Annotated in this window: 25 protein-coding genes; 19 read left to right on the top strand and 6 right to left on the bottom strand. The window is 41.5% G+C overall.

Going from position 1 to position 26,791, the window contains the following annotated elements:
• The first annotated feature begins 58 nt into the window (after positions 1 to 58).
• From CWO13_RS00660 to CWO13_RS00650, 3 genes are all read left to right on the top strand, one after another.
• Positions 59 to 1,051, top strand: a complete 993-nt coding sequence (locus CWO13_RS00660; protein WP_061016685.1) for a sugar-binding transcriptional regulator — start codon at positions 59 to 61, stop codon at positions 1,049 to 1,051.
• Positions 1,052 to 1,304: 253 nt separating this feature from the next.
• Entirely contained in the window at positions 1,305 to 4,322 is a 3,018-nt protein-coding gene (locus tag CWO13_RS00655) for a M6 family metalloprotease domain-containing protein (RefSeq protein ID WP_108082360.1), read from the top strand.
• Positions 4,323 to 4,888: 566 nt separating this feature from the next.
• Positions 4,889 to 5,773 (top strand): LysR family transcriptional regulator, encoded by an 885-nt coding sequence (locus tag CWO13_RS00650; protein ID WP_108082359.1) that lies wholly within the window; start codon positions 4,889 to 4,891, stop codon positions 5,771 to 5,773.
• Here CWO13_RS00650 and CWO13_RS00645 read toward each other — a convergent pair whose 3' ends face one another.
• Positions 5,774 to 6,232 (bottom strand): A24 family peptidase, encoded by a 459-nt coding sequence (locus CWO13_RS00645; protein WP_108082358.1) that lies wholly within the window; start codon positions 6,230 to 6,232, stop codon positions 5,774 to 5,776.
• A 210-nt stretch (positions 6,233 to 6,442) separates the two neighbouring features.
• Here CWO13_RS00645 and CWO13_RS00640 point away from each other — a divergent pair, with 210 nt between their 5' ends.
• From CWO13_RS00640 to CWO13_RS00580, 13 genes are read left to right on the top strand one after another with little or no spacing between them, the layout of a single operon-like run.
• A complete protein-coding gene (locus CWO13_RS00640; RefSeq protein WP_108082357.1) occupies positions 6,443 to 6,649 on the top strand; it encodes a Flp family type IVb pilin in 207 nt (68 codons plus the stop codon).
• A gap of 51 nt (positions 6,650 to 6,700) precedes the next feature.
• Positions 6,701 to 7,477, top strand: coding sequence for a pilus assembly protein CpaB (locus CWO13_RS00635; RefSeq protein ID WP_108082356.1), 777 nt, complete (start codon positions 6,701 to 6,703; stop codon positions 7,475 to 7,477).
• Position 7,478: 1 nt separating this feature from the next.
• Entirely contained in the window at positions 7,479 to 8,804 is a 1,326-nt protein-coding gene (locus CWO13_RS00630) for a type II and III secretion system protein family protein (protein ID WP_108082355.1), read from the top strand.
• Entirely contained in the window at positions 8,804 to 9,265 is a 462-nt protein-coding gene (locus CWO13_RS00625; protein WP_108082354.1) for an ATPase, read from the top strand. The genes CWO13_RS00630 and CWO13_RS00625 overlap by 1 nt, the downstream gene beginning before the upstream one ends.
• 2 nt (positions 9,266 to 9,267) lie before the next feature.
• The gene (locus CWO13_RS00620) at positions 9,268 to 10,461 is read left to right on the top strand and encodes an AAA family ATPase (protein ID WP_108082353.1); all 1,194 of its coding nucleotides are present in this window, start codon (positions 9,268 to 9,270) and stop codon (positions 10,459 to 10,461) included.
• The gene (locus CWO13_RS00615; RefSeq protein WP_108082352.1) at positions 10,458 to 11,723 is read left to right on the top strand and encodes a CpaF family protein; all 1,266 of its coding nucleotides are present in this window, start codon (positions 10,458 to 10,460) and stop codon (positions 11,721 to 11,723) included. The genes CWO13_RS00620 and CWO13_RS00615 overlap by 4 nt, the downstream gene beginning before the upstream one ends.
• Positions 11,720 to 12,634: a type II secretion system F family protein gene (locus CWO13_RS00610; protein ID WP_108082351.1), complete on the top strand. Its 915-nt coding sequence runs from the start codon at positions 11,720 to 11,722 to the stop codon at positions 12,632 to 12,634. Before CWO13_RS00615 ends, CWO13_RS00610 begins: the two co-directional genes overlap by 4 nt.
• Positions 12,634 to 13,500, top strand: a complete 867-nt coding sequence (locus CWO13_RS00605; protein ID WP_108082350.1) for a type II secretion system F family protein — start codon at positions 12,634 to 12,636, stop codon at positions 13,498 to 13,500. The genes CWO13_RS00610 and CWO13_RS00605 overlap by 1 nt, the downstream gene beginning before the upstream one ends.
• Positions 13,501 to 13,526: 26 nt before the next feature.
• Complete coding sequence (locus CWO13_RS00600; RefSeq protein WP_375111945.1) at positions 13,527 to 14,627, top strand: tetratricopeptide repeat protein; 1,101 nt, start codon at positions 13,527 to 13,529, stop codon at positions 14,625 to 14,627.
• On the top strand, positions 14,624 to 15,160 hold the full coding sequence (locus CWO13_RS00595; RefSeq protein ID WP_108082348.1) for a TadE/TadG family type IV pilus assembly protein: 537 nt from the start codon (positions 14,624 to 14,626) through the stop codon (positions 15,158 to 15,160). The genes CWO13_RS00600 and CWO13_RS00595 overlap by 4 nt, the downstream gene beginning before the upstream one ends.
• On the top strand, positions 15,150 to 15,734 hold the full coding sequence (gene tadF, locus CWO13_RS00590) for a tight adherence pilus pseudopilin TadF (protein ID WP_108082347.1): 585 nt from the start codon (positions 15,150 to 15,152) through the stop codon (positions 15,732 to 15,734). The genes CWO13_RS00595 and tadF overlap by 11 nt, the downstream gene beginning before the upstream one ends.
• 1 nt (position 15,735) lies before the next feature.
• Positions 15,736 to 17,052, top strand: a complete 1,317-nt coding sequence (locus CWO13_RS00585; protein ID WP_108082346.1) for a TadE/TadG family type IV pilus assembly protein — start codon at positions 15,736 to 15,738, stop codon at positions 17,050 to 17,052.
• 1 nt (position 17,053) lies between these two features.
• Positions 17,054 to 17,620 carry an OmpA family protein gene (locus CWO13_RS00580; protein WP_108082345.1) on the top strand — a complete coding sequence of 189 codons (567 nt, stop codon included), beginning with the start codon at positions 17,054 to 17,056 and terminating at the stop codon, positions 17,618 to 17,620.
• Between the two features lie 180 nt (positions 17,621 to 17,800).
• Here CWO13_RS00580 and CWO13_RS00575 read toward each other — a convergent pair whose 3' ends face one another.
• On the bottom strand, positions 17,801 to 18,679 hold the full coding sequence (locus CWO13_RS00575; RefSeq protein WP_108082344.1) for a LysR family transcriptional regulator: 879 nt from the start codon (positions 18,677 to 18,679) through the stop codon (positions 17,801 to 17,803).
• A 99-nt stretch (positions 18,680 to 18,778) separates the two neighbouring features.
• On the opposite strand from CWO13_RS00575, the gene CWO13_RS00570 reads away from it, so the two are divergent.
• The 3 genes from CWO13_RS00570 to CWO13_RS00560 are packed head-to-tail and all read left to right on the top strand — an operon-like array spanning position 18,779 to position 22,023.
• Positions 18,779 to 19,843: an HlyD family secretion protein gene (locus CWO13_RS00570; RefSeq protein ID WP_108082343.1), complete on the top strand. Its 1,065-nt coding sequence runs from the start codon at positions 18,779 to 18,781 to the stop codon at positions 19,841 to 19,843.
• Between the two features lie 9 nt (positions 19,844 to 19,852).
• Entirely contained in the window at positions 19,853 to 20,863 is a 1,011-nt protein-coding gene (locus CWO13_RS00565; RefSeq protein ID WP_108082342.1) for a DUF2955 domain-containing protein, read from the top strand.
• Complete coding sequence (locus CWO13_RS00560; RefSeq protein WP_065676218.1) at positions 20,863 to 22,023, top strand: patatin-like phospholipase family protein; 1,161 nt, start codon at positions 20,863 to 20,865, stop codon at positions 22,021 to 22,023. Before CWO13_RS00565 ends, CWO13_RS00560 begins: the two co-directional genes overlap by 1 nt.
• A 109-nt stretch (positions 22,024 to 22,132) precedes the next feature.
• Here the strand turns inward: CWO13_RS00560 and CWO13_RS00555 are convergent, their stop codons facing one another.
• The 4 genes from CWO13_RS00555 to CWO13_RS00540 form a co-directional block, all read right to left on the bottom strand.
• Positions 22,133 to 24,436: a putative bifunctional diguanylate cyclase/phosphodiesterase gene (locus CWO13_RS00555; protein ID WP_108082341.1), complete on the bottom strand. Its 2,304-nt coding sequence runs from the start codon at positions 24,434 to 24,436 to the stop codon at positions 22,133 to 22,135.
• A 384-nt stretch (positions 24,437 to 24,820) separates the two neighbouring features.
• Positions 24,821 to 25,669 (bottom strand): sulfurtransferase, encoded by an 849-nt coding sequence (locus CWO13_RS00550; protein ID WP_108082340.1) that lies wholly within the window; start codon positions 25,667 to 25,669, stop codon positions 24,821 to 24,823.
• A gap of 35 nt (positions 25,670 to 25,704) precedes the next feature.
• Positions 25,705 to 26,019 carry a hypothetical protein gene (locus CWO13_RS00545; RefSeq protein WP_102432962.1) on the bottom strand — a complete coding sequence of 105 codons (315 nt, stop codon included), beginning with the start codon at positions 26,017 to 26,019 and terminating at the stop codon, positions 25,705 to 25,707.
• Positions 26,020 to 26,180: 161 nt separating this feature from the next.
• Positions 26,181 to 26,789 carry a hypothetical protein gene (locus CWO13_RS00540; RefSeq protein ID WP_102432963.1) on the bottom strand — a complete coding sequence of 203 codons (609 nt, stop codon included), beginning with the start codon at positions 26,787 to 26,789 and terminating at the stop codon, positions 26,181 to 26,183.
• Positions 26,790 to 26,791: the final 2 nt, after the last annotated feature.

Below are 26,791 nucleotides of genomic sequence, written 5' to 3'. Positions count from 1 at the left end.
GTCGAACATTTGATCTCAAAGTAGGTAAATTAATTGTTAAATATAGGTTGCGTGGTATATGAGTAAGAATATCCAAGATGTTTCCGAAGAAAACACTGATCTCCTCACTGAAGTGGCGGTTGCTTATTATCAGGATGGCGCGACACAAGAAGAGATCTCCAAAAAGTTCTCTATATCCCGTGCAAAGGTTGGTCGAATGCTCAAGCAAGCCCGAGATGAGGGCATAGTTGAGATCACCGTGAAATACCACCCCGTCTTTAGCGCGAAGATCGAGCAACGTTTAATCGAACGGTTTGGTGTTAAGCGTGCTCTTGTGGCACTAGACCAACCAAATGAAGAGAAGCAGAGACTCCAAGTAGCCGGTTTAGTGTCTAATTATCTTACCAGTACACTGAAAAACGGGATGGTGGTGACGGTTGGCCAAGGTCGAAACGTATCGTCTGTTGCTCATCACACTGGCGTAATTACTCCGCGTGACTGTAAATTCGTATGCGGTATCGGCGGCATACACCCAAGAGGCGGCATGTTTAACGCCGACCATATATGTAGACAACTAGCGAAAAAGTACGGTGGCTCCTCTGAAACTTTGTATGCTCCTGCTTATGCTGAAAACAAAGCACAAAAAACCGCGTTCATGGAAAACAGTACTGTAAAGCAAACACTCGATCTAGCTCGTAAAGCGGATGTAGCCTTAGTGGGTATCGGTGATATGAGTGAGAACAGCTATATGGTCGACTTAGGTTGGTTTACCGCGGGTGAGGTCGTACAGTCTCGCTTACTACAAGGTGTCGTTGGTGACTTTGCTGGCTATGACTTTTTCGACGTACACGGTAAAGCGGCAAATACGGTAATGAGTGACCGTGTGATCGGATTAGGCTTGGAAGAGTTTCGCCCAATAGCGGAAGTTATTGCTATCGCAGCAGAGAACAGTAAGCCATTAGCTCTATTAGGAGCTCTAAGAACCGGCGTGGTTGATGTTATAGCAACCAGTGTGAGCAATGCTTTGACGGTTTTAAACTTAGATGAGCAGATGACATTAATTGATAAATAAACTATTTATGGTTTTCTTCCTTTTTAATGCGCTTTTATTCTGATTAAAAATGGGTGGGTTATTCAGCCTTCCCATTTAATTATATTATTTATACTGTCATAAATTAAATTTATATAAGATTAGGTATAATTATTATTTATAGGTTTAGTTAGAAACTTAATTGGTTTACATAAATCCCCATTGATAAAGTCGCGTTGCATTTTACGCATCAATTATCTCTTATTGAGAAAGAATTATTAATGGGATTATCCTAATGAGGACAAAACTAATTTGTACCTTCATAACAGCGTTATTAGCTGTTAGTACAGTACAAGCAAGCACTTTACCTGCACCAATTTGGCATACGATAACTTTTGTTGACGGCAGTTCTAAAGAACTACGGTTAATGGGCTCTCAGCATATGTTTTGGTATCAAGACCAAACAGGTAGCCTCTATATCCAAGACTTTGACAGTCAATGGTATTTTGCTAGATATGAAAAGAATGAAGAAGAGCAAGGCAGAATAGTTTCCACTGGAGTTCTAGCTTCGAGTGAGACAGATGTACCTTCTGAATCTAATGTTAGGCATATAAGAATAGAGCCAACATATTTCAATGAACTAATTGAATCACCCGCGGCTAACAACAAGAGGTTTAATTATATAAGGAACCAAAGTTCGCATGAAAGCCAAGCTTTAAATAATAAAATCATAGAGCAGCCATTATTAGTGGTACAAGTTAGCTTTTCAAACGAAAAAGTGGACCATGACTTTCAGTCGACGATATTTGGAACCAATCAACAAAGCGTCCAAGATTACTTTCTAAAAAATAGCTACGGTAACTATAAAGTTGTTCCAGCGAAAGAGAGTGAAGGAACAAAGAATGACGGTGTCATTAATGTCACTCTAGATATTGAACATCCAAACTGCCACTCCAAATCAGAGCGTAATTGCCAAACTAAACTCAATAATGTGTTTGAAAAAGCGTATGAAGCCTTAGACGTGGATTTCAATCTTGCTCAATACGACTCGAACAATGACGATAGCATCTCGCCTCAAGAACTCTCCGTTATGTTCGTCTTTGCGGGTAATGATAAATCTAGCGGTACACGAAAGACTCCAACGATTTGGCCTCATAAGTACGCACACAGTACCGTCGAGATTGATGGAAAGCGAATCAGCGCTTATTGTTTGTTTGCTGATTATCAAGACGATCATCAGTCAACCATGGGAGTAATAGCGCACGAACTTGGGCATTTAATGTTGGGTTTGCCGGATCTTTACTCTCATAAGCATGACGGCTCAATTGGACATTGGGGTTTGATGGGAGGCGGAAGCTGGGCAAGAAAGCCTAGCGACGAATACGCAGGTCAGACTCCAGTAAACATGCTGGCATGGAGTAAAGAGGCGTCAGGTTTTCTTAAGCCAACCGTTCTTTCAGAGAATGGCCTGGTCCAAATTGACACTCTTAAGGGGGAAAGTGTGATTCACCTTGACCCATACTTAAAGCAGTTTGGGCCTCGAGCTTATATTGAGAACCGACGCAAAACCGATTATGACCAAGCACTTCGTGGCGAAGGCTTGCTCATTACGGCGGTAAATATAGATAACCAGTTCAATAGTGATGGCCCTATGCAGGTTCAGGTATTTCAGGCTGATGGCGATGGGCTACTTGAGAGTGGGTTTTCATCCGGTGACTCGGGCGATGTTTTTCCTGGCAGAGAGGCAGTGACGAATCTCTCTGATGACTCTGAACCATCTTTGACTGACATTACCGCAGGAAGAAGTACCGATGTAACCATCTCAAATATTAGTAGTGATGCTGATAAGGCAACATTTTCTCTAGCTATCCCCAACGCGGCCACTAAGTCGTCTTGGGTCACGTCATTTGGCCGAACTTATCCACGTTATAGCACAAATACAAACGTACTTGGCTTCGCCATTGATGTTGTTGAGGGGCGTGAGGATATTGCAGGGCTGCACTTCTACGCTAAGGCGACGAGTGTTGCTATGCCGATGTTTTATCGACTGATTGAGTATCCGTTTCAATCAAGATTTGGTAATGCTGTGATTGATGAAGCCGCTGGCCGTCTATTGCATCGAGGTGTTGCGCAGCAAGGTGGAGGGCAGATTATTTTTGATGAGCCTGTAAAGCTTGGACTTGGATCCAAGTTATTGGTTTTAGAGATTGAAAACGGCACACCTGAATATTCAACACAGTTTTTAGATGCTTATTTGGGTGATGGACAGAGGAAAGCACAATTCTCAGGGGCAATGTCCGATTATAAAACTCGAGGCTTGAGTCGTGGCTTCGGCCAAAACTTCCCTTTTGCGGTACTTTTTGAACAACCAAGCCAATCCATGCCTATTGTGGTAGATGACTCTGTCGTTACGGAAGAAGACAGTCCGTTTATGCTCAATTTATTGGCCAATGATCTTAATTTGCCGAGATCTCACCCATATTCAATTGAGATAGGTCGTAAGCCAGCTAAAGGTGTTATCAGAGGTAGTACATATTTCCCCTCGAACAACCAGTTTGGACGAGATAGTTTTACTTATCGTCTTGTTGATGGTGGTGGATACCAAAGTGATTACGCGACTGTTGAGGTTGAAATTAGGCCGGTTAATGATGTTCCCCAATTTAAGCTCAATAAGATTCAGGTTGGTGCTGTAGCTGGTGAGAAAGTGGTATTCGAAGTAACGACGATTACGGATGTTGATTCAGCTGAACATCAGGTCACTTGGACTCAGACAGAAGGTGCTAGATTAGCATTGAGTGGTACACAATCGAAAACATTGACTATACATGTACCAAACGGAGCGTTGGAAGGTGAAAAGTATCGATTGAGCGTCAAGGTGCAGGATCCCGTAGGGGGGTACACCGAACAGTCGGTTACTATTGATGTGCATAAAAAGAAAGTATCGTTGTTGGAAACGAAGTCTCTACAAGTCAAATATGGCGATGAAGTCCAATTGTTTCCAAATATTAATGGTGAAGTGAAAGCGTTAAATATTCTTAAAGCCCCACGTAATGGACTAGCTAATATAATCGGTGCCCAGATTATTTATAATGCGCCAGCAGAGCGCAGGCAGGCTTTATATGACTATATTAAATATAAGGTCTTATTGTTGAGTGGTGATGAGTGGGTTGGTTCTTTTGATATAGAAGTTTTGCCTAATGTTTCAAACGAGTCAGAGGTGACATTGAATCAAGGTGATTCGTCAGGAGGCAGCTCATCGTTTCTTATTCTTTTTATACTCTGTTTACTCTCTAGGTTACGAATGAAGTGTTGAAATAAAACCATAATATAATTATGCATATACGGAAAGGGCTACGATTATTAGCCCTTTTTTGTGTCTTGCAAAAGCTCGTTCCAGAATAAAAACAGCGTATTTTGTCGCATTTTTTGGAATTAAGTAATATTTATAGGTGTTTAGTTTCACTTGGTGGCTATCTAGATCACAAATTTTAACAATCATGTTTTTGAGTGACTTTTCATCTGAAGTCTTATAAATGACGAATTTTTACATAAATTTCAGAGCTTTTATTGCACCTTAAAGGTGGTCGATGTATAGCTTTTGGTTATAATTGTGTTCATTGTCATTAGTGTTGAGCATGTGTTGTGTAAGGGCTCAGGAAAACGAATGACAAGTTAAATATGTTGTTTGTAAAAGCACATAAGGATTGTGAATCAGTTGTTGGTTCGGGAAATGTATTTGTTTATGTAGATGGATATAAACATTACTTATGACTATATAAATAATGTTTTTTTGTATCTGAATGACACTATTGTTACTTTTACGCTGATTTTTAATAAGAATAATTAATAAAACAACGCAACATCGGGGTAGTTTTCACCATGAAAAACGTCAACAGATCTATCGACGTAAAATATTTAAGAACATTTTCACACGTTGCTAAGCACAAAAGTTTTACAGCTGCCGCTGAGTCTCTATTTATGACACAGCCCGCGGTATCTCAACATATTAAAAAGATCGAGAGTACAATAGGGGCAAGTATTTTTGATCGAAAAGAAGGGTTTTTACTGACTAAACATGGAAAAGTATTACTGGATTATGCTGACCAAACCATGTCCATGTATGAGAGGTTATTTGAAGATCTAGAGAAAGTGGAGCTAAGAGATCAATTCAACATAGCGATTGACGAGTCATTTTGTTTCGATTTGGTCAATCGAGTAATTAATGAATTTCGAATGTTAAACAATATCGACTTATCCATAAACAGTTTTACTAAGTCTTCTTCATTGGAGTTGTCGCGTTATGACTTAATATTTACTATGGATAGAATTTCACAGGAGAACGGAAAGTCCTATCAATTAAAAACGGTAAACTATGTGATTGCGTATTCTTGTTCCCTTGACCCTTATGAGTGCTATCCACAGAGAGTTGTTTTTTGCAGTTCTTTGTCTAAGTCATATGTTCAAGAGCTATTAAACGACTACAATGTTGAAACATCTCACGTAACAAGTTGGGTTAAAACAAGCTCATGCCAATTGTTAAAAAATGAACTCGATACTAACGGGACGGTTTTGATCTTTCCTGAGTGGTCGGTATGTGATGAAAAGTGTAAGACAATCCCGTTACGTCAGAAAGTAAATATGTATGTCTGGTGTAGTGATGAAATTTCACAAGAACTCGAAACTTTAGGAATAAAAGATAAAATACAGCAACTTTTTCAGATTAGTGATATTTCCGAATCAGGAATAAAGCATAATATTATGTGACTAGTTTGATAGTGTTGAAATTGTGCTGAAAATAAAACAACTTAAAGCAATGGGTATCCCATAGGGGATACCTTTTTTGTAGCTATTGAAACGCTTTATCTTACCGATTATATACATTATTAAAACTACCCCCCCTCCCATAAAACCTATAGAAATCAGGGTTGCAATGACTAGATCAGGTTGAATTCCAACGACCAATGCTGTCAGTAACTTAACATCGCCAGCACCGATTACCTTGAGGTACCAAAGTAAAACTCCAATAACGAAACACACAATAGAGATCGGCAGGGATGAAGCCAAATAACCGTTTGATAAGGCTACAACCAGATTAACTACCAATGCAATTTTATTTAAGTTGTTTGGTATTTTCCTGTGTTTCCAATCAAAAAAGCATACACAAGAAAATATTGATAGGTTTAGAGCGATTAAAAATGAGTAATTAATTATTTCTATATTCATAAGTAAAGGGTATCTATGATTGGTTCTAATATCAATAAAATTGTAATTAATAATTATTATGAAGACATAAAAATAGTTTATCTATCTATTAAATAAGATTCTGTTATGCGATCATAATAACTATTAATTGGATGTATATTTCTCAATCCGGTAAATTTCATTTTGCAATTTCAATAAGACCAATGGTCGATATACTTTTAGAGGATTAATATGTACTACCAAACTTTAGCAAAACTAGCTGAACTAAAAATGAAGTTCGAAGATGATATTCGCGGTGTTACTGCAGTGGAATATGCAATTATTGCTGTTGTAATGTCAGCTCTAGTGCTTGCCGCGTTTCAAACTGATGCACTTAAAAATGCTATCACTGGTGCGTTGACTAAGGTTACAGACAACTTGACTGCTGCGTCAAATTAAACGGCCACTACTAATATATTAAGGGGCTTAGGCCCCTATTTTAGGCTTAATATGAACAGAATTATCATTCTCCTTCTTGTTGCTTTTTCTATTTTTTCTACATTGATATATATCAATGTTAACTATATTTCAGCTGATGAAGAACCACAGGAAGTACAGAAAAAAGAAGAACCTAAGGTCAGTATTTTAGTTACTCAGAAAGCGATTAAACGTTCCCAACCGTTAACACCTAATTTCTATGACAAGAAATTTGTCCATATATCTGACTTAGATGGCTCCTACTACACGTTAGAAGACGATCTTATTGTTGAACCTGGCGCTCTATTTAAAGAAGACATCTCCGAAGGCACATACTTGACACAAGATATGATCTCCAACCCGGGAGACCGAGATTATATGTATTTGTCATTAAATAACGGTGAATTACCTTATTTTTATGAAGTTACCGGTATCGGAGTGGTACAAACCGCAACGCTTACCCCTGGTGACAAAGTGAGCTTTGTTTCCACAACCTCTTCAAAATCGAATCTAGTTGAGAACGGGTATGGTGATATCGGTGATCTCGTTAGCCGAGTGATTATTAGTGGAGCTCGCGTGCTGCAGGTAATAAAAGGCAGCGAAGATACCGACTCACAAGATGCTGAAGATAAAAGATACAGCTTAGTTATTGCTCTAAATATGCGCAGTGTATTGAAACTCGAAATGGCTCAAAAAATTGGGGATGTAAATATCATTCCTTCAGAAATTGAAAACCGTTATTTATCTATTCGCAGTAGTGACTTATTAGAAACACAGTTTGGTGTCAGAGAACTACGTGGTAAGGACTAACATGAATCTAAATAAACAACATATAGCCTTGCTATTGTCTGCAATTCTCTCTTGCCCATTGCTCGCATCTGAATTAATGAATTTAGATCAAGGTGCGGCGAAGACCATTAATTTAAAGAGACAGATATCAACAGTATTTGTTGCGAACCAAGAGATCGCTGATTACAAAATTATTGATGAAAACAAGGTTGTCATTTACGGCGTCGGCCAAGGCACAACCTCAGTGATTGTTTATGATCGTGGCGGAAACGAAATTTACAATGCTGAATTGGTGGTGAATCAAAGCTTAAGGCTACTAAAGCAGACGCTAATCGCGCGATTTCCTGATGAAAACGTAGTGGTTTCGAATGTCGGGGACCAAGTGGTACTCGATGGTATTGTTGGCAGTGAAGAGATTAAACAGAAGATAAATCGCCTTGTCGGTGAAATGCTTAATAAAGAACGTCGTCGCGCCGCTCACGAACTCAAAGATGCAGACGGCGAAGTGCTAGACGAACTAGAGTACACCGTACAATACAACTACGACCAAGTGATTAATAACCTGAAAGTGCTTACTACCGAGCAGATCAACGTAAAACTAACGGTTGCGGAAGTATCGAGTTCATTTTTAACCGAGTTGGGTGTGACTTACAGTGACAGCGGTGAGCCAGGTACTTTTGTTAATAAGCTGCTCGACTTTACCGCTCAAGATATCGTTGCTGTTATTTCTGCGAGCGGTGATGACAAGATTGGACGCGTACTGGCAGAGCCAAATCTATCCGTTATTTCTGGCGAACAGGCTAGCTTCCTAGCGGGTGGTGAAATCCCAATCGCGGTGCGAGACGAAGACGGCATCACCATCTCGTACAAAGAGTATGGTGTTAAATTGGCGATGGTGGCAAAGGTCACGGATACAGAGAACATCCGCTTAACCTTGATACCTGAAGTGAGCTCAATTGATGAATCAAACAAGACCACTACCGGTCTTATTTCCGTGCCTTCATTACGTACCAGAAGGGCCCATACCACTGTTCATTTGAAAGATGGCCAAAGCTTTGTGCTCGCAGGGCTACTCACATCAGAAGAGCGCGAATCGTTAACCAAGATTCCAATTTTGGGTGACATCCCAATCTTGGGTGCACTGTTTAGTCACACTTCTACTAACCGCTCTAAAACTGAGCTCATCATCGTCGCTACGGTTAATTTAGTCGATCCAGTTGAGCAAGAGCAGGTCAAGCTGCCGAGCTTTAGGCGTACCAGCGACCTTGAACGACTCCTGAGAATCGACCTTTCCGAACTTGATGAGCCAGATCTAGAAAACACAATCAACCAAGGAGGGTTTAACTAATGAAATGGATCGCTATTACCCTACTAGCACTGCTTGCGTCAGCTTGTACGCATGTTGATAGCACGAACACCAGCGTTATTGAGCAACTAGAAGAACGCTTCGAGTTTGATACTACGAACAGCGAAGATTCAATGTCACGCTCTGTGGCTTTTATTCGAGAGCTGAATGCAAGAGAGCCTAAGTCAACGTTCTACGTCAAATACAAACCAGATGCGAGTGAGTTCGTGGCTAAGTTTCGAGACAGGTTTAAATCGGAGTCGATTGCCAAAGACAGATACAAAGTCGAGCTTGCCGCTGATGACCAGCAGAAAAACATCCTGATCATAGGGCGGTACGTCCGTATTAAAAGCAGTGATTGCGGCGTGATGGTGTTTTCGAAACGTGAAGACTACCAATTTGGTTGTAGTGTTGAGCATAACCGAAACATTAGCTTAGTTAACCCAATCAAAGAGGCGAAGTAGCGATGGACTTAGATATTTTATTTCGTAACTCGTCGTCGAAAATGAAATCGTCGGTTCAAGCGACAGACTTGGTTGTTTCTGACGACAGCGAGTTAACTGAATCAATCCAAGATCTTTATGCAATAGAAGGCTTTCCCAAACCTCTTGAAGTGACCGATATTGATTTGGACGGCGCTTGGAATCAGTCAAACATCAAGTTGAACCATGTTGTATTGGACCTTCGCAGTGCACCAAACGTAATAGAGCATGTCTCTGAGATTTCGATTCGACTGGATGTGAATATCTCTTTACTCGTTCTATGTGATGTTGACTCGATAAAGCTGCGTAACCAAGTGCACGCTTTAGGTGCGACATATGTGCTGTGGGATTCTGAACTTGATGCATTACTTGCGGCAATTAAGTCGACACAAGAGGGTGAAAGCACCGTTAAAAGAACGCGTGTTGCTAAGCGTATTTTAGTACTCGGTACCAAGGGGGGGATTGGCGTTTCCTGTGTGAGTTCTGTCTTGGCTCACTCTTTGGCTGAACAAGCAAATTTAAAAACTCTTTTGGTCGATCATGACTCAGGGGCTTTGAATAGCGACATCTATATTGGTGTGAAAGGTTTAAAAGCCAAACACAATAGTATCGATTTGAATCAAATTGATATCGACAGTGCCATCGCCAAAACTTATGTACATCCGGTGAAAGACAAGCTTGATTACCTGATGTTAGAGAAGAATGTCGCTTGTCTCTCTGATCACGCGTCGACGCTCTACAACCTTTCTAACCAACTAATTGATCAATATAACTTTATTATCGATTCAGCGCCGTTGTCTTGTTATGAAGAGATGCACGATCAGGAGTTATCAGATAAGTATCATCGCATCTTTATTGTTTGTGAGCCGTCGGTGTCTTCATTGCGCTCCTATAACTCTTTGAAGAAAAAGATAGGTAAATCCGAACACCAAATTATTTTTAATTTAAATAGGCCAGCAAAGGACTTTATGGTCACACTTGCTAGCGCTAAAGAGCGGATAAAAGCCAAAGACAGCATTGACTTGATGTACGAGCCCTCCCTCGAGAAGATGGTCGTCCAGCAGGGCATTAATGAGTTGCTTAAATCCAAGTCCTCCTCCGCGGTGCTGAGTATGGTCGCGACATTGACGGGTAAGAAAATTAAACCTAAATCACGCTTTAGTTTGTTTAGAAAATGAATCAATTAAAAGAAATCTACATTCAACTTCGCGATGAAATTTTTGACGCGTTGGATGCGGCGACACTCGTCGAAATCAGTAATCAAGAGCTGGAAGAGCAGCTCAAAGATTCAGTGAATATCTTGATCGACAAGAAGCAGTTGCAAGTCAGCTCCTTGAAACGCGTTGATTTGGTGAAGGCACTGTTTGATGAACTGAAAGGTTTGGGGCCGCTTCAAGCCTTGGTCGATAACGATGATATCTCGGATATTATGATCAATGGGCCTTCGGACATTTTTATTGAAATCAATGGCAAGGTAGAACAGTCGCCGATTCAATTTGTTAATGAAAAGCAACTGAACACCATCGCTAAACGAATCGCTTCGAATGTAGGTCGTCGTATTGATGAATCGAAACCGCTTTGTGATGCTCGTTTGATGGATGGCAGCCGTGTAAATATTGTGATTCCACCGCTTGCAATAGATGGTACATCTATCTCTATTCGTAAGTTCAAAGAACAAAAAATTAGGCTTGAGAATCTAGCTGAATTTGGTGCCATGTCTGTGGAAATGGCAAAGCTATTGTCTATAGCCAGTCACTGTAAGTGCAACATATTGATCTCTGGTGGTACGGGTTCAGGTAAAACAACATTGTTGAATGCGTTATCTGGGTTCATTGGTGAAACTGAACGCATTGTTACCATTGAAGATGCTGCTGAGCTACAACTTCAAAAGCCTCACATCGTAAGGCTTGAAACTCGACAAGCCAGCGTTGAAGGGACGGGAGAGATCACCGCGCGTGACCTTGTGATTAATGCCCTTCGTATGCGTCCTGACAGAATTATTGTGGGTGAGTGTCGTGGTGGTGAAGCCTTTGAGATGCTTCAAGCCATGAATACTGGCCATGACGGATCTATGTCGACATTGCACGCTAATACACCTCGTGATGCCATTGCTCGTACTGAGAGTATGGTGATGATGGCTACGGCGAGTCTGCCGATATCAGCAATACGTAGAACCATCGTTAGTGCAGTGGACCTTATCGTTCAAGTAAAGCGCCTCCACGATGGCAGCCGTAAGGTGATGTACATTTCTGAAATTATCGGTATGGAAGGAGATAGCGTTGTGATGGAAGATATTTTCCGTTACGAGGCGAGCTCGGATTTTAAAGATGGGAAAATGGTCGGCGAGTTTAGAACGGCTGGCTTATCTACCCGCTCTGTCATTTATGAACGTGCCAAGTTTTTCGGGCTAGAGCAAGCGGTCAAGGAGGTCTTCTCATGACATTCATTCTGATTGCGTCATGGAGTACGTTGCTGATCTACTTCCTTATTCATCGCTCTCGCCAAAACAAAAAGTTGAGTAGCTTGATCGAGATGGAGGCTGAATTCGAAGGGGTAAAGGGCGTTCGCTCCGTTATTGATTCTCAGAAGTTTGAAGAGAGCTACAAAGCCCGGTTGAGGAAAAGTTACAAGAAGACCATCAAAGTCTTTCAACCTAATATGTCTTTGAAGTTAATTCTATTTGTATCTGTGACATCATCGGCAGTCTATGCGGTCAATGAGTTTTTCTTGCGTCAGGATTATTTCGTTTGCTTACTTCTTGCTGAACCAATCTTGTTCTTTGTTTTTTACACAAAGTTAAAGCAAAGACAGATGGATCGTTTCAAAACTAACTTCCCAGACGCTTTGAACATTTTGAGCGGCGCTATTTCTTCTGGTCAAAGCATTATTCATGCGTTCGAGTATGTAGGTAAGCAGCTTGATAATGATGTGGGCAAAGAGTTCAAGCTTATGGCTGAGCGATTACTGATTGGTGAAGATCCTGATGATGTTCTTGAGCGTAGCAGCAATACTTTTCCTTATTTAGAGTATTTCTTTTTCGCTTCAACGATAAGAATCAACCTAGCTCGGGGTGGTCAGCTCAAAGATGTGATCAATAAAATTAATCGACTCATGTTTGATTCTCGAGCTGTTGAGAAAAAGAAAAATGCATTGACCTCGGAAGCGCGAGCTTCTGCCAAAATTATCGCCTGTTTGCCCGTAATTTTTCTTATCATCTTGAAGTTTACAAGCCCTGAGAACTACAGCTTTGTTATGTTTGAGGAAGCGGGACAACCTATTTTTTATTACGTTTTAGTGAGCGAATTATTAGGTTTCTTTTGCATCTGGCTGATTTTGCGAGGTGTAAATTGATGGATTTTGAAACGACTATTGTTTGGAGTGTCATATTTATTATCTCTATGGTTCTAGCAACGTATTGCTTGCGTTTTTGGGATAACACGAGAGCAAATATAGAAACTCGAAAAATAATTGGTTCAACACGCGAAGAAAAGAAACGAACAGATTTATTTAAGGCTGTTTTGTCTCGGCTTAGTTTCAATAAGCATGAAACTAAACGGAAGTTAGTCGCAGCTGGTTTTTACAATGACTTCCTTGCTGATGCTTACTATTTATTGAAAATAATCCCTTTTAGTATCTGCCTAGTATTAATTGGTCTTGACTTCTTTAACGGTAAAACCGAAGTGATATTTTCTTTGCTGTATTTATTGGGGGCCTTATTAGCGTTTGTCATCGCACCGGACTCCTATGTATCTGCTCGAGGCAAAGCCAACATAAAGCACATTAGTTCAAGGTTACCTTTTTTACTCGACTTGATGAATGTGTGTGTTCATACCGGGATGACTATCGAATCGAGCCTCGAATACTTAGCTAAGGAACTTCATTCGATTGATAGCAACCTTGCCCATGTTGTCCGAGTTACGGTGGAACGCTCACGCCTTGTTGGTTTGGAAAAGGCGCTAGAGGAGTTTTACGACCTTGTACCAACCAGTGAATCGCAAAGCTTTGTGATGACCATTGTGCAGAGCTTGCAGTTTGGTTCATCTGTTGGTCCCGTATTATCGACCTTAGCTACTGATATTAGAGAGCTAAACATGATGGATTTAGAAGAACGGATTGGAAAGATGGGGGCAAAAATGTCAATCCCACTTATCGCTTTTATCATGGTTCCTATTGTTGTGCTAATTGCTGCCCCTGGTATTTTGAGGATGTTGATGTGATAAGAAAGTATATATTAACCGCAATTATGTTGGTTTTAATCTCTGGTTGTACAACGGTTAATAATCAACTTGATACCAAAGAACAACTACTCATAGGGGCCGGCGATTCGCAGAAACTTATCGAGTTCTACAAAGTAAACATACAGTCTTACCCTATATATAAAGTAAAACTCGTTAACCTGTATTTAGACCTTAAGGATATCAAGTCGGCGGAGCTATATCGCAATACCTATAGCGAGAGCAACCTTGATGACCCCGAATACATACTAACTAATGCACGTATTTACTATCAGAAAAAGAACTTTGAACGCGCGCTAGAAGAACTAAATAAATACCGTGACGAAGGTGGTACCGAATATGAGTATCAACTTTTAACCGGAAAAATTCTGGCTCAGCAAAAGCAGTTTGTCCAGGCCATTGAACACTTTGAAGAGAGTCGTAAACAAGGTGCATCTGATAGAGAGGCTGGAAATAACATTGCCGTGGTGAAAATAATGCAGGCTGATTATTTAGGTGCGACGGACATTTTATATGACCTATATCTTTCGAATCCGAATGATCAAAGAGTGAGCTCTAACTTGATTCTCTCTTCAGTTAAATCTCAAAGGCCAGATATCGCTCTCGAGGTTTTGAAACATTCAAATAGCGATGAACAAGCGCGTAAGCAACTTAAGGCGTTAATGATGTCAATATCTAAAAGCGGAGGGAACAAGACCGTGACACAGTCAAAAATAGAGATGGAACAACAGCTTATTGGCTCTCAAGCTAATTCAGGTGGCTTTGTTGCCCCAACATCACGTGTGAGCAAGCTTGATGCTACTAAAGACTTTCAAGCGTCTAAACACAGTGTGGGCGGTTCGGTACTTGATCCTAGAAAGCTTAAACCAAACGCAAAGCCTATTTATCGCGTACAAGTTTTGGCAACTTACACTGCAATTCCTTCGGACTTTTTGAATTACTTGAAAACAAACTATGGCGCTGTGTATTCCTATACACATGGGCTGTGGAAGCGTTATTGCATAGGTGATTTCAATGACCTGGATGAAGCCAAGGCGTTTCTGAATAGCATTGATATCAAGGGAGCATTTGTTGTTGATTATACGAAGAAAAGGTATGTCCGCTTATGAGATCGTTTAAACGAAAGCAAAAGGGTGCATTAACGGTTGAAGTCGCTATGGGTATTCCGATTTTCCTCGCGATTGTCTTCGGCTGGGTTGAGATCTGCATAATGACGTTTTCAATGAGTATGACTGACCACGCATTAACGACAGCGGTGATGCGAACTAAAAAAGCGGGTGACTCGAGTAGTAGTCAATCCATTAACTACGGGCAAATGATCCAAGATGAGTTGAACAAAGCCGGTGGAGCGTTATGGAGTAACGTCGTTAAAGAGGGTAGCGTCATCATTCATGTGAACTATTTCCGAGACTTCGAAGGTTTTCTTAAATGCACGGACGCCTATGGCTCTGCAGACAAGTGCCCGGATAAGAAAGATGAACCAGAAGATATGGCACTTGCAGTTTACGCTTTGGAATACACTTACGATCCCATTGTGTCTATTTGGTTCCCTGTTATGCCGATAAAGCGAGAAGTTATTACGATCCAAGAGTATGAAAGATGCTCTTTCAAAATTGGTCAGGGGGCAGGTTGTGCAAATTAAACAAAAAGGATCTTTTGCGGTTGAACTGGCGATGGTGCTTGTCTTTGCTTCTGGCATTTTCTTAGTTGTTGTGAACCACATGCTAGCGATTAACAAGAAAGGCCAATTGGACAGAGCGACATATTCAATGACCACGATTTTCGCAGAGCGGAAGCAGTTATTTGACGCCAACATGGACATTTGCGCAGGTGATTGCCGGAAAACAGAACATAACGCTTTTGCAATTGCGTCGGCTTCGATGAAGCGGATGATTCCGAATTTTGACAAAACCAAATTCGGAATGCGCATTGATGAGATAAGGCTCGAAGAGACTGCTGTCTCTGGAGGTAAAGTAAACTATCGAAGGAATCAAAAGACGCTAACCAAAGGAAACATAGAGGGTTGTGATTTTCCTGACATGAGTGATATCACCAAACAAAAAGCGATAGAAATGCTTCCCGTCACTTCTAGAGGGCGCAGATTACCGATGTATCAGGTTTCATTGTGCTACGAGATCCCAACAAACCTGATTGGTATCGCGAACGGTGAGGTTTTCCGTCTTGTGAGTTCTTCTTATTCATTTGCGAGGATATAAGGTGCGTTCAATAAAGAGAAATAAGGGTGTGGCGGGTATTTTGTTCGTCGGCCTGTTACCGATGATGGTTATTTTTATGGCGTTTTCGATGCAGATGTCCCAACAGATGCTTGCGCATACAAGGTTACTTGAAGCGGCAGAGGTAGCGAGTCTAGCGCTTATCGCAAGCCCTAGAGAGGATGAAGAGAGCAACGTTAAATATGCTCGCTACTTAGTGGATCGTTATGTTGTCGACAATACAGATGATGTCGATGTAGCGGTTTATACAAGTAAATGTGAGTACAAAGATGGTTGTGTACAAGCAAGTGGTGAGCTCGCACCGTTCAGCGACTTTGTGGTGAGCGCAACGGCCAAATACACGTCTTGGATTTCATACGAAGACGTGAATTTAAAGCCTGAATTCTCAGTCAGTAGCCGAGCTGTGACGCGCAAATATCTTCCCCAGCCAGTAGACGTCTACTTTATTGGTGACTTCAGTGGCTCTATGGGTAACTCGTGGAAGAGCGGAAAAATGAAGTTAGATGTCGTGAAAGAAACCATTAAACGAGTCGTTGATGACATTGAAGAGTTTAATACGGAAGAAAAAAGCAGAGTCGCCTTGCTTGGGTACAACCACATCCATGTTAAACAAGACGAAGAGATAGTGAGACTGAACGCTTATGGTTACCGAGGGGCATGGAGAAAGAGATACACTTATGAATACGCGCGAAACTCTCCTGTGACAACAGTGAGACGAATGTTTGATCGACCAACATCGTATAATGAGATTATAGAGCCATCGTATGGAATGAGTCGATATGAAGTAGAGCGACTTTATAAGCGAAACAATGATTTTGATGATTACTACAAGTTTTACGATATTCCACTGACTGAGGATTATGATAATTTTCGAGCCCAGTTAATGAGTGCTCAGTTGAAAGCTGGTGGAGGAACCTCTTCTTGGAACGGAATCATTGCTGCGGCACAAGAAGCCAATAACGCGACCAACCTTAACCCTGAACAGGTGTTTATTGTGTTATCCGATGGTCAGGATGGCGACAAGAACTATTTACAAAAACTAGTGGACCAAGGGTTATGTAGAAAGCTGCGCTCAACCATTTCAGCGAAACGAAATCGTTTCCAAAGTAATGCGCCAACTGAAGCTGAGAAAACGAAAGTCACGATGGGCGTCATTGGTATTAATTATAGAGTGGCAGAAACCGATGGCTTTGGAGATTGCTTTGGTAAGAAGAACATCTATCACGCCAAAGATGGTGAAGATGTATACAAGTACATTTTGAATTTGATTAATGAAGAAACCGGAAAACTAAAGGATTAACATGAGATACCTAGTAATTTTATCTACGATGCTAATGTCTCCATTGGGCTATGCGAACTGCTTGGGCAATGTCGGCGAGTACGTCACGTCGAAAACGTTGGTGTCTTCTCATACTGTGACGACACAAGTGACTGGAAAGCTGATTGAACTTGATGAGAAACCTCAAAATGAGGTGATCAATAGAGAAAGTGAAGTGATTCAAGTCGGAGCTCAAGATGATGTGTGTTTCTATGATAAAGCGACGCAATCCTTGGTACTTAATTATCCAATTAATGTGTATCAATTGGATGAAAGCCATAAGCAAGTATTAGGTCAGTACCTTAGCTTAGTGAGTGATAAGTCTAAGATTTATATAGAGGGTCACGCAGATAGTTTAGGCAGTAAAGGCTACAACAAAGCCCTGTCATCTCGCCGAGCAGGGCAAGTGGCGAGCTACTTGAAGAAAGATCTTCATCAAGGAAGTCGCATTGTTGAATATGCTTACGGAGAAAGTGCACCTATATGTAAGGTGGCGGACAACAAGGTGACGGGTTGTAATCGAAGAGTTGTCATCACCGTTAAGTCATAATGGGTTTTGTTGTTATTGTATGTGTTTTTATTTTTTGGGCGGCTCTGTTAAGTGGTGTATAAATAGATCATTTATAGAGTAAAAAAGGGAGCCAACTTAGGCTCCCTTTTCGGTTAAATAGTTGGCTATTTTATAGGTAAACACCTCATAAATTTGCGCTTTGTACTGTCGGTTTAGTAATTATTCTGGTGAAAAACTTTGCTCCAAATTTTGCTTAAACAGATCGATGAATGAGCGAGTCTTTTTCGATAACGAATTCGCGGAAGGGTAGATCATGGTCAAACTTAATTTAGGGAAATCAACCTCTGGCAAAACATGTACTAGGTTGGATTCATCCCCTGATCGCGTTAGATAGATATCTGGAAGAAAGGCAATCCCTCGGTGTTGTAACGCTAACTTGAGTAAAAGGTTTAGATCGTCGGACTTTAAATGGATTTGAATGGACTTATCAAGAAAGTCAGCGCTGTATCTATTGGACAAAATACGATGGAGCTTTAAGTCATTTAAGCTTTCGCAGAAGGGGTGACTATCAAGGTACTGTTTGGTTGCGATGAGCCTTGAGCCATAATGTAGCAAGCTAAACTGAACATAACTATCGTCGATGATCTCGACGGTATTAGGCAGTATCTGTAGATCAAGCCCCTGGCGCTTTAAGTCCACGGAATCTTGGTAATTTTCAATTTCGATTTGCACATTGGGAAACTGTGCTGAATAGTCTTCGATAGTGGAATTAAAAATACTAGAACTCATTAAAGCTGACGGAATGGCTAGGCGCAATAGGCCATTGAAATCCCGCTGACTTTCCTGCAACGCTTCGACTCCCTGCTCAATGTGATAAACCTGCTTAGCCACCAATTCGTACAAGTGTTTCCCAGCCCCAGTTAGTTCAATATTCCGTGTGGTACGAATCAAGAGCTCTGTACCTAGAGAGGATTCTAACGCTTTTAAGCGGCGGCTGACCTTTGAGCGCTGCATATTATTTGCCTTAGCTGCAGCACTGATCCCTCCATGAAGTACGACTTGGGAAAATAGTCTGATATCGTCAAAACTTGCTTTCATTGTCCTATTTTTAGCTCAAGTGTGGGCTCTTTATGAGCATACCAGATAGATTTTATTATGACTATAATTGCACAAAAATCTTTTCGGTTAGGATGTAGCATGAAGCAAAAGCAAGTATTTAAGCGCACTATGAAAATTTTTGGTAGCGTATTTGTTGTCTTATTTGTGTATTTAATTATCGCGGATCGTCGAGCTCCTTTCACAACAGAAGGACGTGTTTATGGACAAGTTGTGCAGATAGCGCCAGAGGTGACAAGTCGAGTCATACGAGTATTCGTTGAGAACAATGAGGTGGTTGAAAAGGGCGACGTGCTATTCGAACTGGACTCGAGTCGATACCAAATAGCGCTGGAGCAAGCTGAGTTGTCATTGAAAGCGGCAAAAGAACAAGAACGTTCTTTATATGCTCAGAAAAAGATGGCGATAGCGAGCATATCTAGGGCCGAAGCCAGTTATAAAAATGCACAAACAGACTATCTACGAATTGCCGAGCTTGCCAAAAATCAAGCAGTGTCGGCATCATATCTAGACAATGTTTTTAAACAGTACCAAGTTGCAAGCTCGGTACTTGAGATTGAAAAGCATAACCTTAGCACTTTGGTCGCTCGTTTAGGAGAAGCGGGTCAGCCAACAACTGATGTATTGCTGGCTGAAAGTAGAGTTAAGCAAGCACAGCTTGATTTAATGAATACCACAGTACGTTCACAAAGCGATGGTGTCGTTACTAACCTACGTTTAGAAGTTGGAGCAATGGCGACAGCCAATATGCCGTTGATTACATTAATATCTGATGGTTCTATGTGGGTCGCGGCTGATTTTAGAGAAAAGTCTGTGGCGCATGTTCAAGAAAGCTATCGAGCGCTTGTTACGTTTGATGCTCATCCCGGACAGATATTTGACTATCGCGTCGCGAGCCGAGATTTAGGTGTTGCTTCCGCTCACCAAACCCCAAACGGTACGTTAACTCAAATTGAAGGGAATAACCGTTGGGTACGCGATGCGCAACGAACAAGAATTAATCTACAGAGTGACGGTGTGTTGCCGAGCCCACTATTTGTTGGTTCTAGAGCGACGTTAGCCTTGTACTCAAACGATAATCGCTTTTGGGGGCTTGTCGCTAAGATGCGTATCCGTTTGGTTAGCTGGTTTCATTTCATCTATTAGGCGGTCGCGATGAAGACGTTTCGAATATGGTTTGGTTGTTCATTCGGTTTAGCCATAAGTATGAGTATGGGCTGGGAACTGGGCTTTTTGGCGATTCTGCTGCCCCTTTTTGTACTTAGCCTAAGTGATAGTTTGAACCTACCTCTGTTGTTGATCATTGCGGCTAGTGCACTTTGGTCAATAATTCAGGCTAATTTACTATGGGGAGCTTTCGGAAGTTATCCCTTTGCTTTGTTGATCGCTGTAGCGGGAGTATTTCTCTTTAAATGTATTGCGATGACAAAAAAACAAACCTTTATTATCGGGTATATGGGATTGATTGCGATATCTATTTTATTACATCTAAGTAGTTACGACTTTATCGACATAGAAGAAATATCAATCACGATTGGCGTGTATTGCTTTATGAATATTGTTATCTGCTCTATGGCATATTGGCTATTCCCGGACGCGACAGACAAGAACCAACAGCCAGAAGAAACAGCACTGCCTATTCAGTACGATGCAACGCAAATCATGGTGATTTGGGTTGTCGTGATGCTGTCTTTTATCGTATTTCAAGTTGTTGATCTTTATGACTCATCGGCTGCATACGCATCAATACTTGTAATTTTGGCACCTTTAACTTGTTCAGGTGCAGTGCAAATGGCCAAAGTGAGAGTGATTGGTACAGCGCTGGGCTGTATTACAGGATTGGCTGTGCAATTGATTCTTGGACCATGGTACGAAAATGCAATTTTGTATTGGTTATTATTCACAATTGCTATGGGGCCATTCTGTTATTGGCACACACAAGGTAAATTAAAATCTGCCGTTGCCTCTGCCGGGATGGCTTCATTAACGGTACCTTTGACAACTGCTATAACCCCAAGTGAGCAAGACGCTATTTTTTCTATTTTATATAGGTTTAGTTCAATTTTTATTGCAGTTGTCGTCAGCGCTTTATTTATTTTTTTGATGCAAAAAATACTTGAATATAAAGCGTTAGATAACTCCCCAAGTTTGAAAGAGAAACGATAATGACGCCACATTATGCGGTAGTTATTACGCTGTTACTGATACTCGTCACGTCTGGGTGCGCACAAACCCCTGAGCGAAACATCTCCTTAAAGTCTGAGCAGATAAATCCCCTTAATACTCCTGGGTTGAGATTTTGGGATGAGTCTGTCAACTCTGCTGATAATTACGATATCGATAACGCGATAGATTCATTAGTTGAGCACAGTAACCTGTCTGGACAGGTGAATCATCTTGCTTTGTCTGGGGGCGGGTTTGATGGAGCTTTCTCTGCTGGTGTTTTGAATGCATGGACCAAAAGCGGTACTCGACCCGAGTTCGACGTGGTCACGGGAGTTTCAACCGGTGCAATTGTGTCGGTGTTTGCCTTTTTAGGAAGTGATTACGATCAAGCACTAGAGTACTACTATACGAGAACGTCAGCTGAAGAGATGTTTAAGCGTAACTCGATTTTTAAGTTACCTTTTCGTAACTCAATGGTGGATGTGAGTGGCTTTGAACGCAAAGTGCGTCACGCTGTCGATGTCACTATGCTTAATCAGCTTGCTCTTGAGAGAAGTAAAGGGCGGTTATTGCTGATAGCAACAACCAGTTTAGATAATCAAAAAATGGCAATTTGGGACATTGGAAAAATAGCGCAGATCGGTACGCCTGAAGCACAGTATTTGATTCAAGATATTATTATCGCGAGTAGTGCTGTACCAGGCCTGTTCCCTGCGACTCGAATTGTGTTGCCTTATGAAGGAGGAACGCTAGATGAGTTGCATGTAGATGGTGGCGTGTCACGACAAGTGTTTCTCATTCCTCAAGGTTTTCAAACACCTTTGGCGTCAACGTCAAGAGACGTAAAAAGGAACATCTACGTCATACGTAATGGTTTCCTGAAGCCAGAATTCGAAGAAGTGGAAAATGGTTTAGCGTCAGTCTCTTACCGTGCTTTATCGATTTTGATTCGCCGGCAAAGTATTGGTGATATAGAACATATCTATAATTACAGTGAGCGAAATCAGATTGGCTTTCATCTTGCTTACATAGACGATGATTTTTCGAAAGATAACCTTAACTCGTTTAGCCTAGAGTATATGCAAAAGTTGTTTGCGTACGGATATCAAAAAAAGATAGAGAGTGACTTATGGAGCCAAAATTTACCGAATCCAGATTGAGTGAGCTTTAAATGCATCTATGGTTTTTGGGGAAGCATAGATGTAAATCTACTTTCCCCATCTGCTTGATTCAGCCAATGTCTAGAGGTTTGAATCGTGACGCTACTCGTTAACTTTCGGATTCTGTCAGCTCGACTTCCTTTGCTAAAGCTGGAGATAAAAACTCACACAGCTCATCGTAAGGAATAGGGCGAGAGAAGTAATAGCCTTGCATTAAGTCACATCCACACGCCTTTAGAATCGCGAAGTGTTCGTTTGATTCTACGCCTTCAGCCAATACCACCATGCCAAAGTTCTTGCCGATTGCTATGATGTTTTGAACCATAGTTAATGATTGCTGATCCACCGCAATATTTTCAATAAAGCTTTTATCGATCTTAAGTTCATCGATAGGGAGTGCTTTCAACATACTCAGTGATGAATAGCCAGTACCGAAATCATCTAAAGAGATCTTTATATTCTTCTCTTTGAGGGCTTCAAAAGTCGGTTTCACTAAAGTTACATCTTCAATGAACAAGCTCTCTGTAATTTCTAGCGTTAAACAGCTAGGAGAGAGTTGATACTTTTCTAGTGTCGCGAACAGGTGCTCAGAGAAAGATTGATGAGAAAACTGACGAACTGATATGTTGATCGACAACCCGATCTTTTGTTCCGTTGTTCTGTGCAAGTGGGCGATCTGCATAATGCTGGACTCAATAATAAAAGTACCCAGTTTTTGCATTAAGCCTGTGTTCTCAGCAACCGGTATGAAGACATCTGGCGGTACAAAACCCAATTCGTCATCAATCCAGCGAACGAGTGCTTCTACACCATGAATACTTTCATTTGCACGAACTAGCGGTTGAAAAACCATGAACAGCGTTTGTTTCTCGATAGCGATGCGTAGCCTTTGTTCTACTTTCATTTTGTAGAGGTGCGCATCTTGCATTTCCGTTGTGAAAATACTGTATGAGTTTTGCTGTTGTTTCGCTTTGTACATCGAAATATCGGCAGAACGTAATAAACTATCTAGATCTTTCCCGTGTTCAGGGAAACGAGCTACGCCGATGCTGCAACCTAACAAAAACTGAGCGCTTTCAACTTCATAAGGTTGAGAAAGTACTTCAATAATACGCTTGGCGAGTCGTTTTACCTCAGCTTCATTCGACAATGGCGTTAAGAACAAAAACTCATCGCTTGATTCACGTACTAAGAGGCTGAGTCGAGATCGGAATCGCATCAAACGCAAAGCTATTTGTTTGAGCACCTTGTCGCCGAAGTCGTGTCCGTGGGTATCATTGACACATTTAAAGTTATCGATATCAATAAACAACAGCGAGAACTGCTCTGACTCATCCTCAATCCATTTACCAATATTTTTACGCATGTACAAGCGGTTTGGTAGAGAGGTTAATGGATCATGGTTAGCCTGATAAATGAGTTGGCTACGAGTGCGCTGTTCATTCTTGGCAATCGACTTAACCAAAAAGTAGAAACCAAATTGAAGAAAAATAAAGGCAACGAAAAGAATGCTGAACTCTTGTATAAATATGCTATCAACGTGAGTTAGATCCGTGCGTCCAACCACCCATAATTTGTAGTTTGGGATGTATTTTGCGCTCATTAAAGAGTGGTATTGTTCATCGTCGACGACAAAAGAGTAGGTTTTTTGCCCATTCATCGCTTCTTGCACGCTGATTCCGAAGTGGTCGGTAAAGGTCCGTGCAATACGTTGTAGGACATCTTTGCCGACTGGAGAGGAATATGCACTCTCAGATTCGATATCACTCGAATAAAACTGGCGATAACTGTCTGTTCTGATCAGGCTTAGTGTATTGAAACTTCCGGCGTGAGCATTATTTTCAAATACGATCGTGGCGTCTAACCGCAGCCCTGCGGTCATTACTGCATCGATTTTATTACCATCGATCGAAATGGATTTTCTCAGCGGGATCACCAAGCTATTCAACGATTCTTGAAAATAGGTACGGCCAAGCACCATGCTACTGCTTGATAGTGCGTCTAAAAAGGAGTCTTTCGTTGGCGCGTATTGTAGCAAGTTCCTTTGATTCGCAAGTTGGAGATTTGAGCTGATCGAGAGGTAGTCACCGTCGGTGTTCAACAAGCCAAACGCTGCAATCGCAGGGTGAGTATCTAGCAGTTTATCCAGTATTGGTCGAATTTGAATGGAGGCAGTACGAGTGAAGTCAGACTGCTGGGCGAGTTGGTGCCCAACCACTTCAAGCAGTGCCTCTTGACTGGTCAAGAGTGAGCTTACAGAGCTAGAAAAAAGCTCGACTTGGATATGTTGTTGTTGGGTGAAGTCATCTCTGTTGGCTTGCCATTTAGTTACGCCCAACGCGGCGAAAAGTATCAGGGTCAGTAGTACGATCAACGCGTACAGCGACCAGATATTTTTCTTAAATAGAGCCATGAGATGCCTTTTGTTGGTTACTACTTTTAACAGAGTGCAAGTGACAAACTATTGGGTCGTCAGCGTGATTCGTGCAACGAAAGATACAAACATCAATGATGACAGTATCAATGATTAAATAGTGTAACGACTACGAGCAGAGATTCTTGAGTGAAATATTATTATTCACCACATTGATAACGATTTACCCAAGATTAATCACGGTTTATGGTCAATAAATCGCTATAGATTAAAAAGCAACCGAGTAAATCCAGATTTGTTTTCAAACGACGTAGCATTACCGCAAAGCAAAGAGCTTACTGTGTGAGACGTTAAGTCATCACTACGAGTAAGCTCTTTATGCATGCGCAGTATATTCTAACAGTGGCAGTAAGCGAAGTTGAATTACCTTTTAGTCACAGTGATGGGTAATTTCTCGTTAGCGCCCCATTCAGTCCATGAGCCATCATAAACGCCCATTTCACCTGAATATCCGGCCAGTTTAGCGGCTAATAATATGATGCAGGCTGTTACTCCAGAACCACAACTAAAGAACATCGGCTGAGAAGGGGTTAATTGCAACGTTGAAAAGATATCGACGAGCTCTTCTTGAGGCTTTAACTTACCGTTATCGAGCACTTGGGCAAATGGTAGGCGAATCGAATTCGGTATATGGCCACTACGTAAGCCTTCACGTGGCTCAGGAACTTCTGAATCGAAGCGAGCTTGAGAACGAGCATCGACAATGTTTGCGCTTTTGGCAGTGGAGTAACCTTCAATCTGCTGAGCAGTAACAAAATAGTTGTCTTGAATATTGCCTTCAAAATCACCCACTTTTACTTCGGTTCGATAGTCAGTCTCGGTCGCGTAACTGGCTTCGATCCAAGCTGGCAAACCGCCATCTAAGATATATACGTCGTTGTGTCCCATTGCCATAAACATCCACCACGCACGAGGGGATGCGAAGGTTCCTGAGTTATCGTAAACCACAACCGTACTGTCTTGATTGATGCCAATTTCTTTTGCGCGAGTGTTGAAGTGTTTTTCGGTCGGGAACATGTGAGGAAGCAAAATGTGCTTGTTACAAAAGTCTTTATTGTAGTCAAAACGAATAGCCCCAGGAATCATTTGTCCTTTGATCTTTTCTGACTCACTTGGGATCTGAAATTCGATACTGGCATCTAGGATTATAATGTTGTTTTCTTCTAGCAAACGTTGTTGAAGTTGTTCTGGTGAAATGAGTGGCTGAGTCATTCTTCTTATATCCATTCTTGTTGTTATATCGACGACTAAGGCGCTGTTCTACAGTGGATGAACTGATAGCTGCTTTGTCCGGTTATTTGATTGTTTAATGTATCAAGCGCGACCACAGAATCAAGAGGGCAGTCTGTTGTTGGTGGAATGGAAACGCGAAATATCTCGTTGTTTTGAGTTTCAACCGTGAGGTAGCGCCTATGTCCGTCTAGTGACTGAGTGAGCGTGTTAGAAATCACTTTGGCTTCAATACGTTGCCCCGTCTGTGACGTTAACGGGAAATGGGTAAGAGCAACTAATACGCCGACACCACACATTAATATAAGTAGACCTATTTTTAACTGTTTCATGAGAGTAAGTCTTTGAAGGTTATCTTGAAAATATAAGTTAGATTCGAAGTAAAGTGAATGAACGCCTATCAGATAATTTTCGCTGTTATTAGTGTGGGGCGATTAAAAAAGTGAGCATTGCTGCTCACTTTTAGTTGCTGATATTCGAAGCTAAACTTTCATTACCACACGATCTGAGAGTTGCTGCTCGATACTACTTTTTGTAGAGGTGGCTGCCCATCGTAAAACCAAATCTCAACAAGAAGTGAATCGTGGTTGACTGGGCTCGAGAAGTTAGAGGCGAACACACCATTGTTTAATGATCCTGCAATCACTTTGCTTGAGTAGTCTGGTTTCAATGTCGAGTCGTCACGAGCACTAAAACGGCTATACACGGTAACAAATGAACGGTCTGTTGAAATACTACTGATGTCGATGTCGATATCAAACTGCTCTACAGAGCTGTAATCAAAACCATCGGGTACCACTAAATCACTCATAGTGTAAGTTGGTTCCGCTGCTGCACTGGCTACTGGAGACGGTGATGGCGTTGCAGTTACTGGCGTTGCAGGTGTCGCCGGTGATGATGGTGAAGGAGAAGCCGTGCTGCCACCACCGCCACCTCCGCCCCCACCACAACCTGCTAGTAGGAGTGGGGCTGTAGCTAAAACTACGGTCATTGTTTTCTTCATGTTCCAAGAGCTTTGTGCAGACATATTATTTTCCTTAGAGAGGTTGCTTCTCAACTCAACGTTATGATGTTCGCGATTAGGTTTATCTTTGATACTCATGA

Origin of the sequence: Vibrio sp. ZF 223, from assembly GCF_003050585.1 — a bacterium.
Taxonomy (GTDB): domain Bacteria; phylum Pseudomonadota; class Gammaproteobacteria; order Enterobacterales; family Vibrionaceae; genus Vibrio; species Vibrio crassostreae.
The sequence above is the reverse complement of the archived record's forward strand: the minus strand, read 5'-3'. Positions and strand labels throughout refer to the sequence as shown.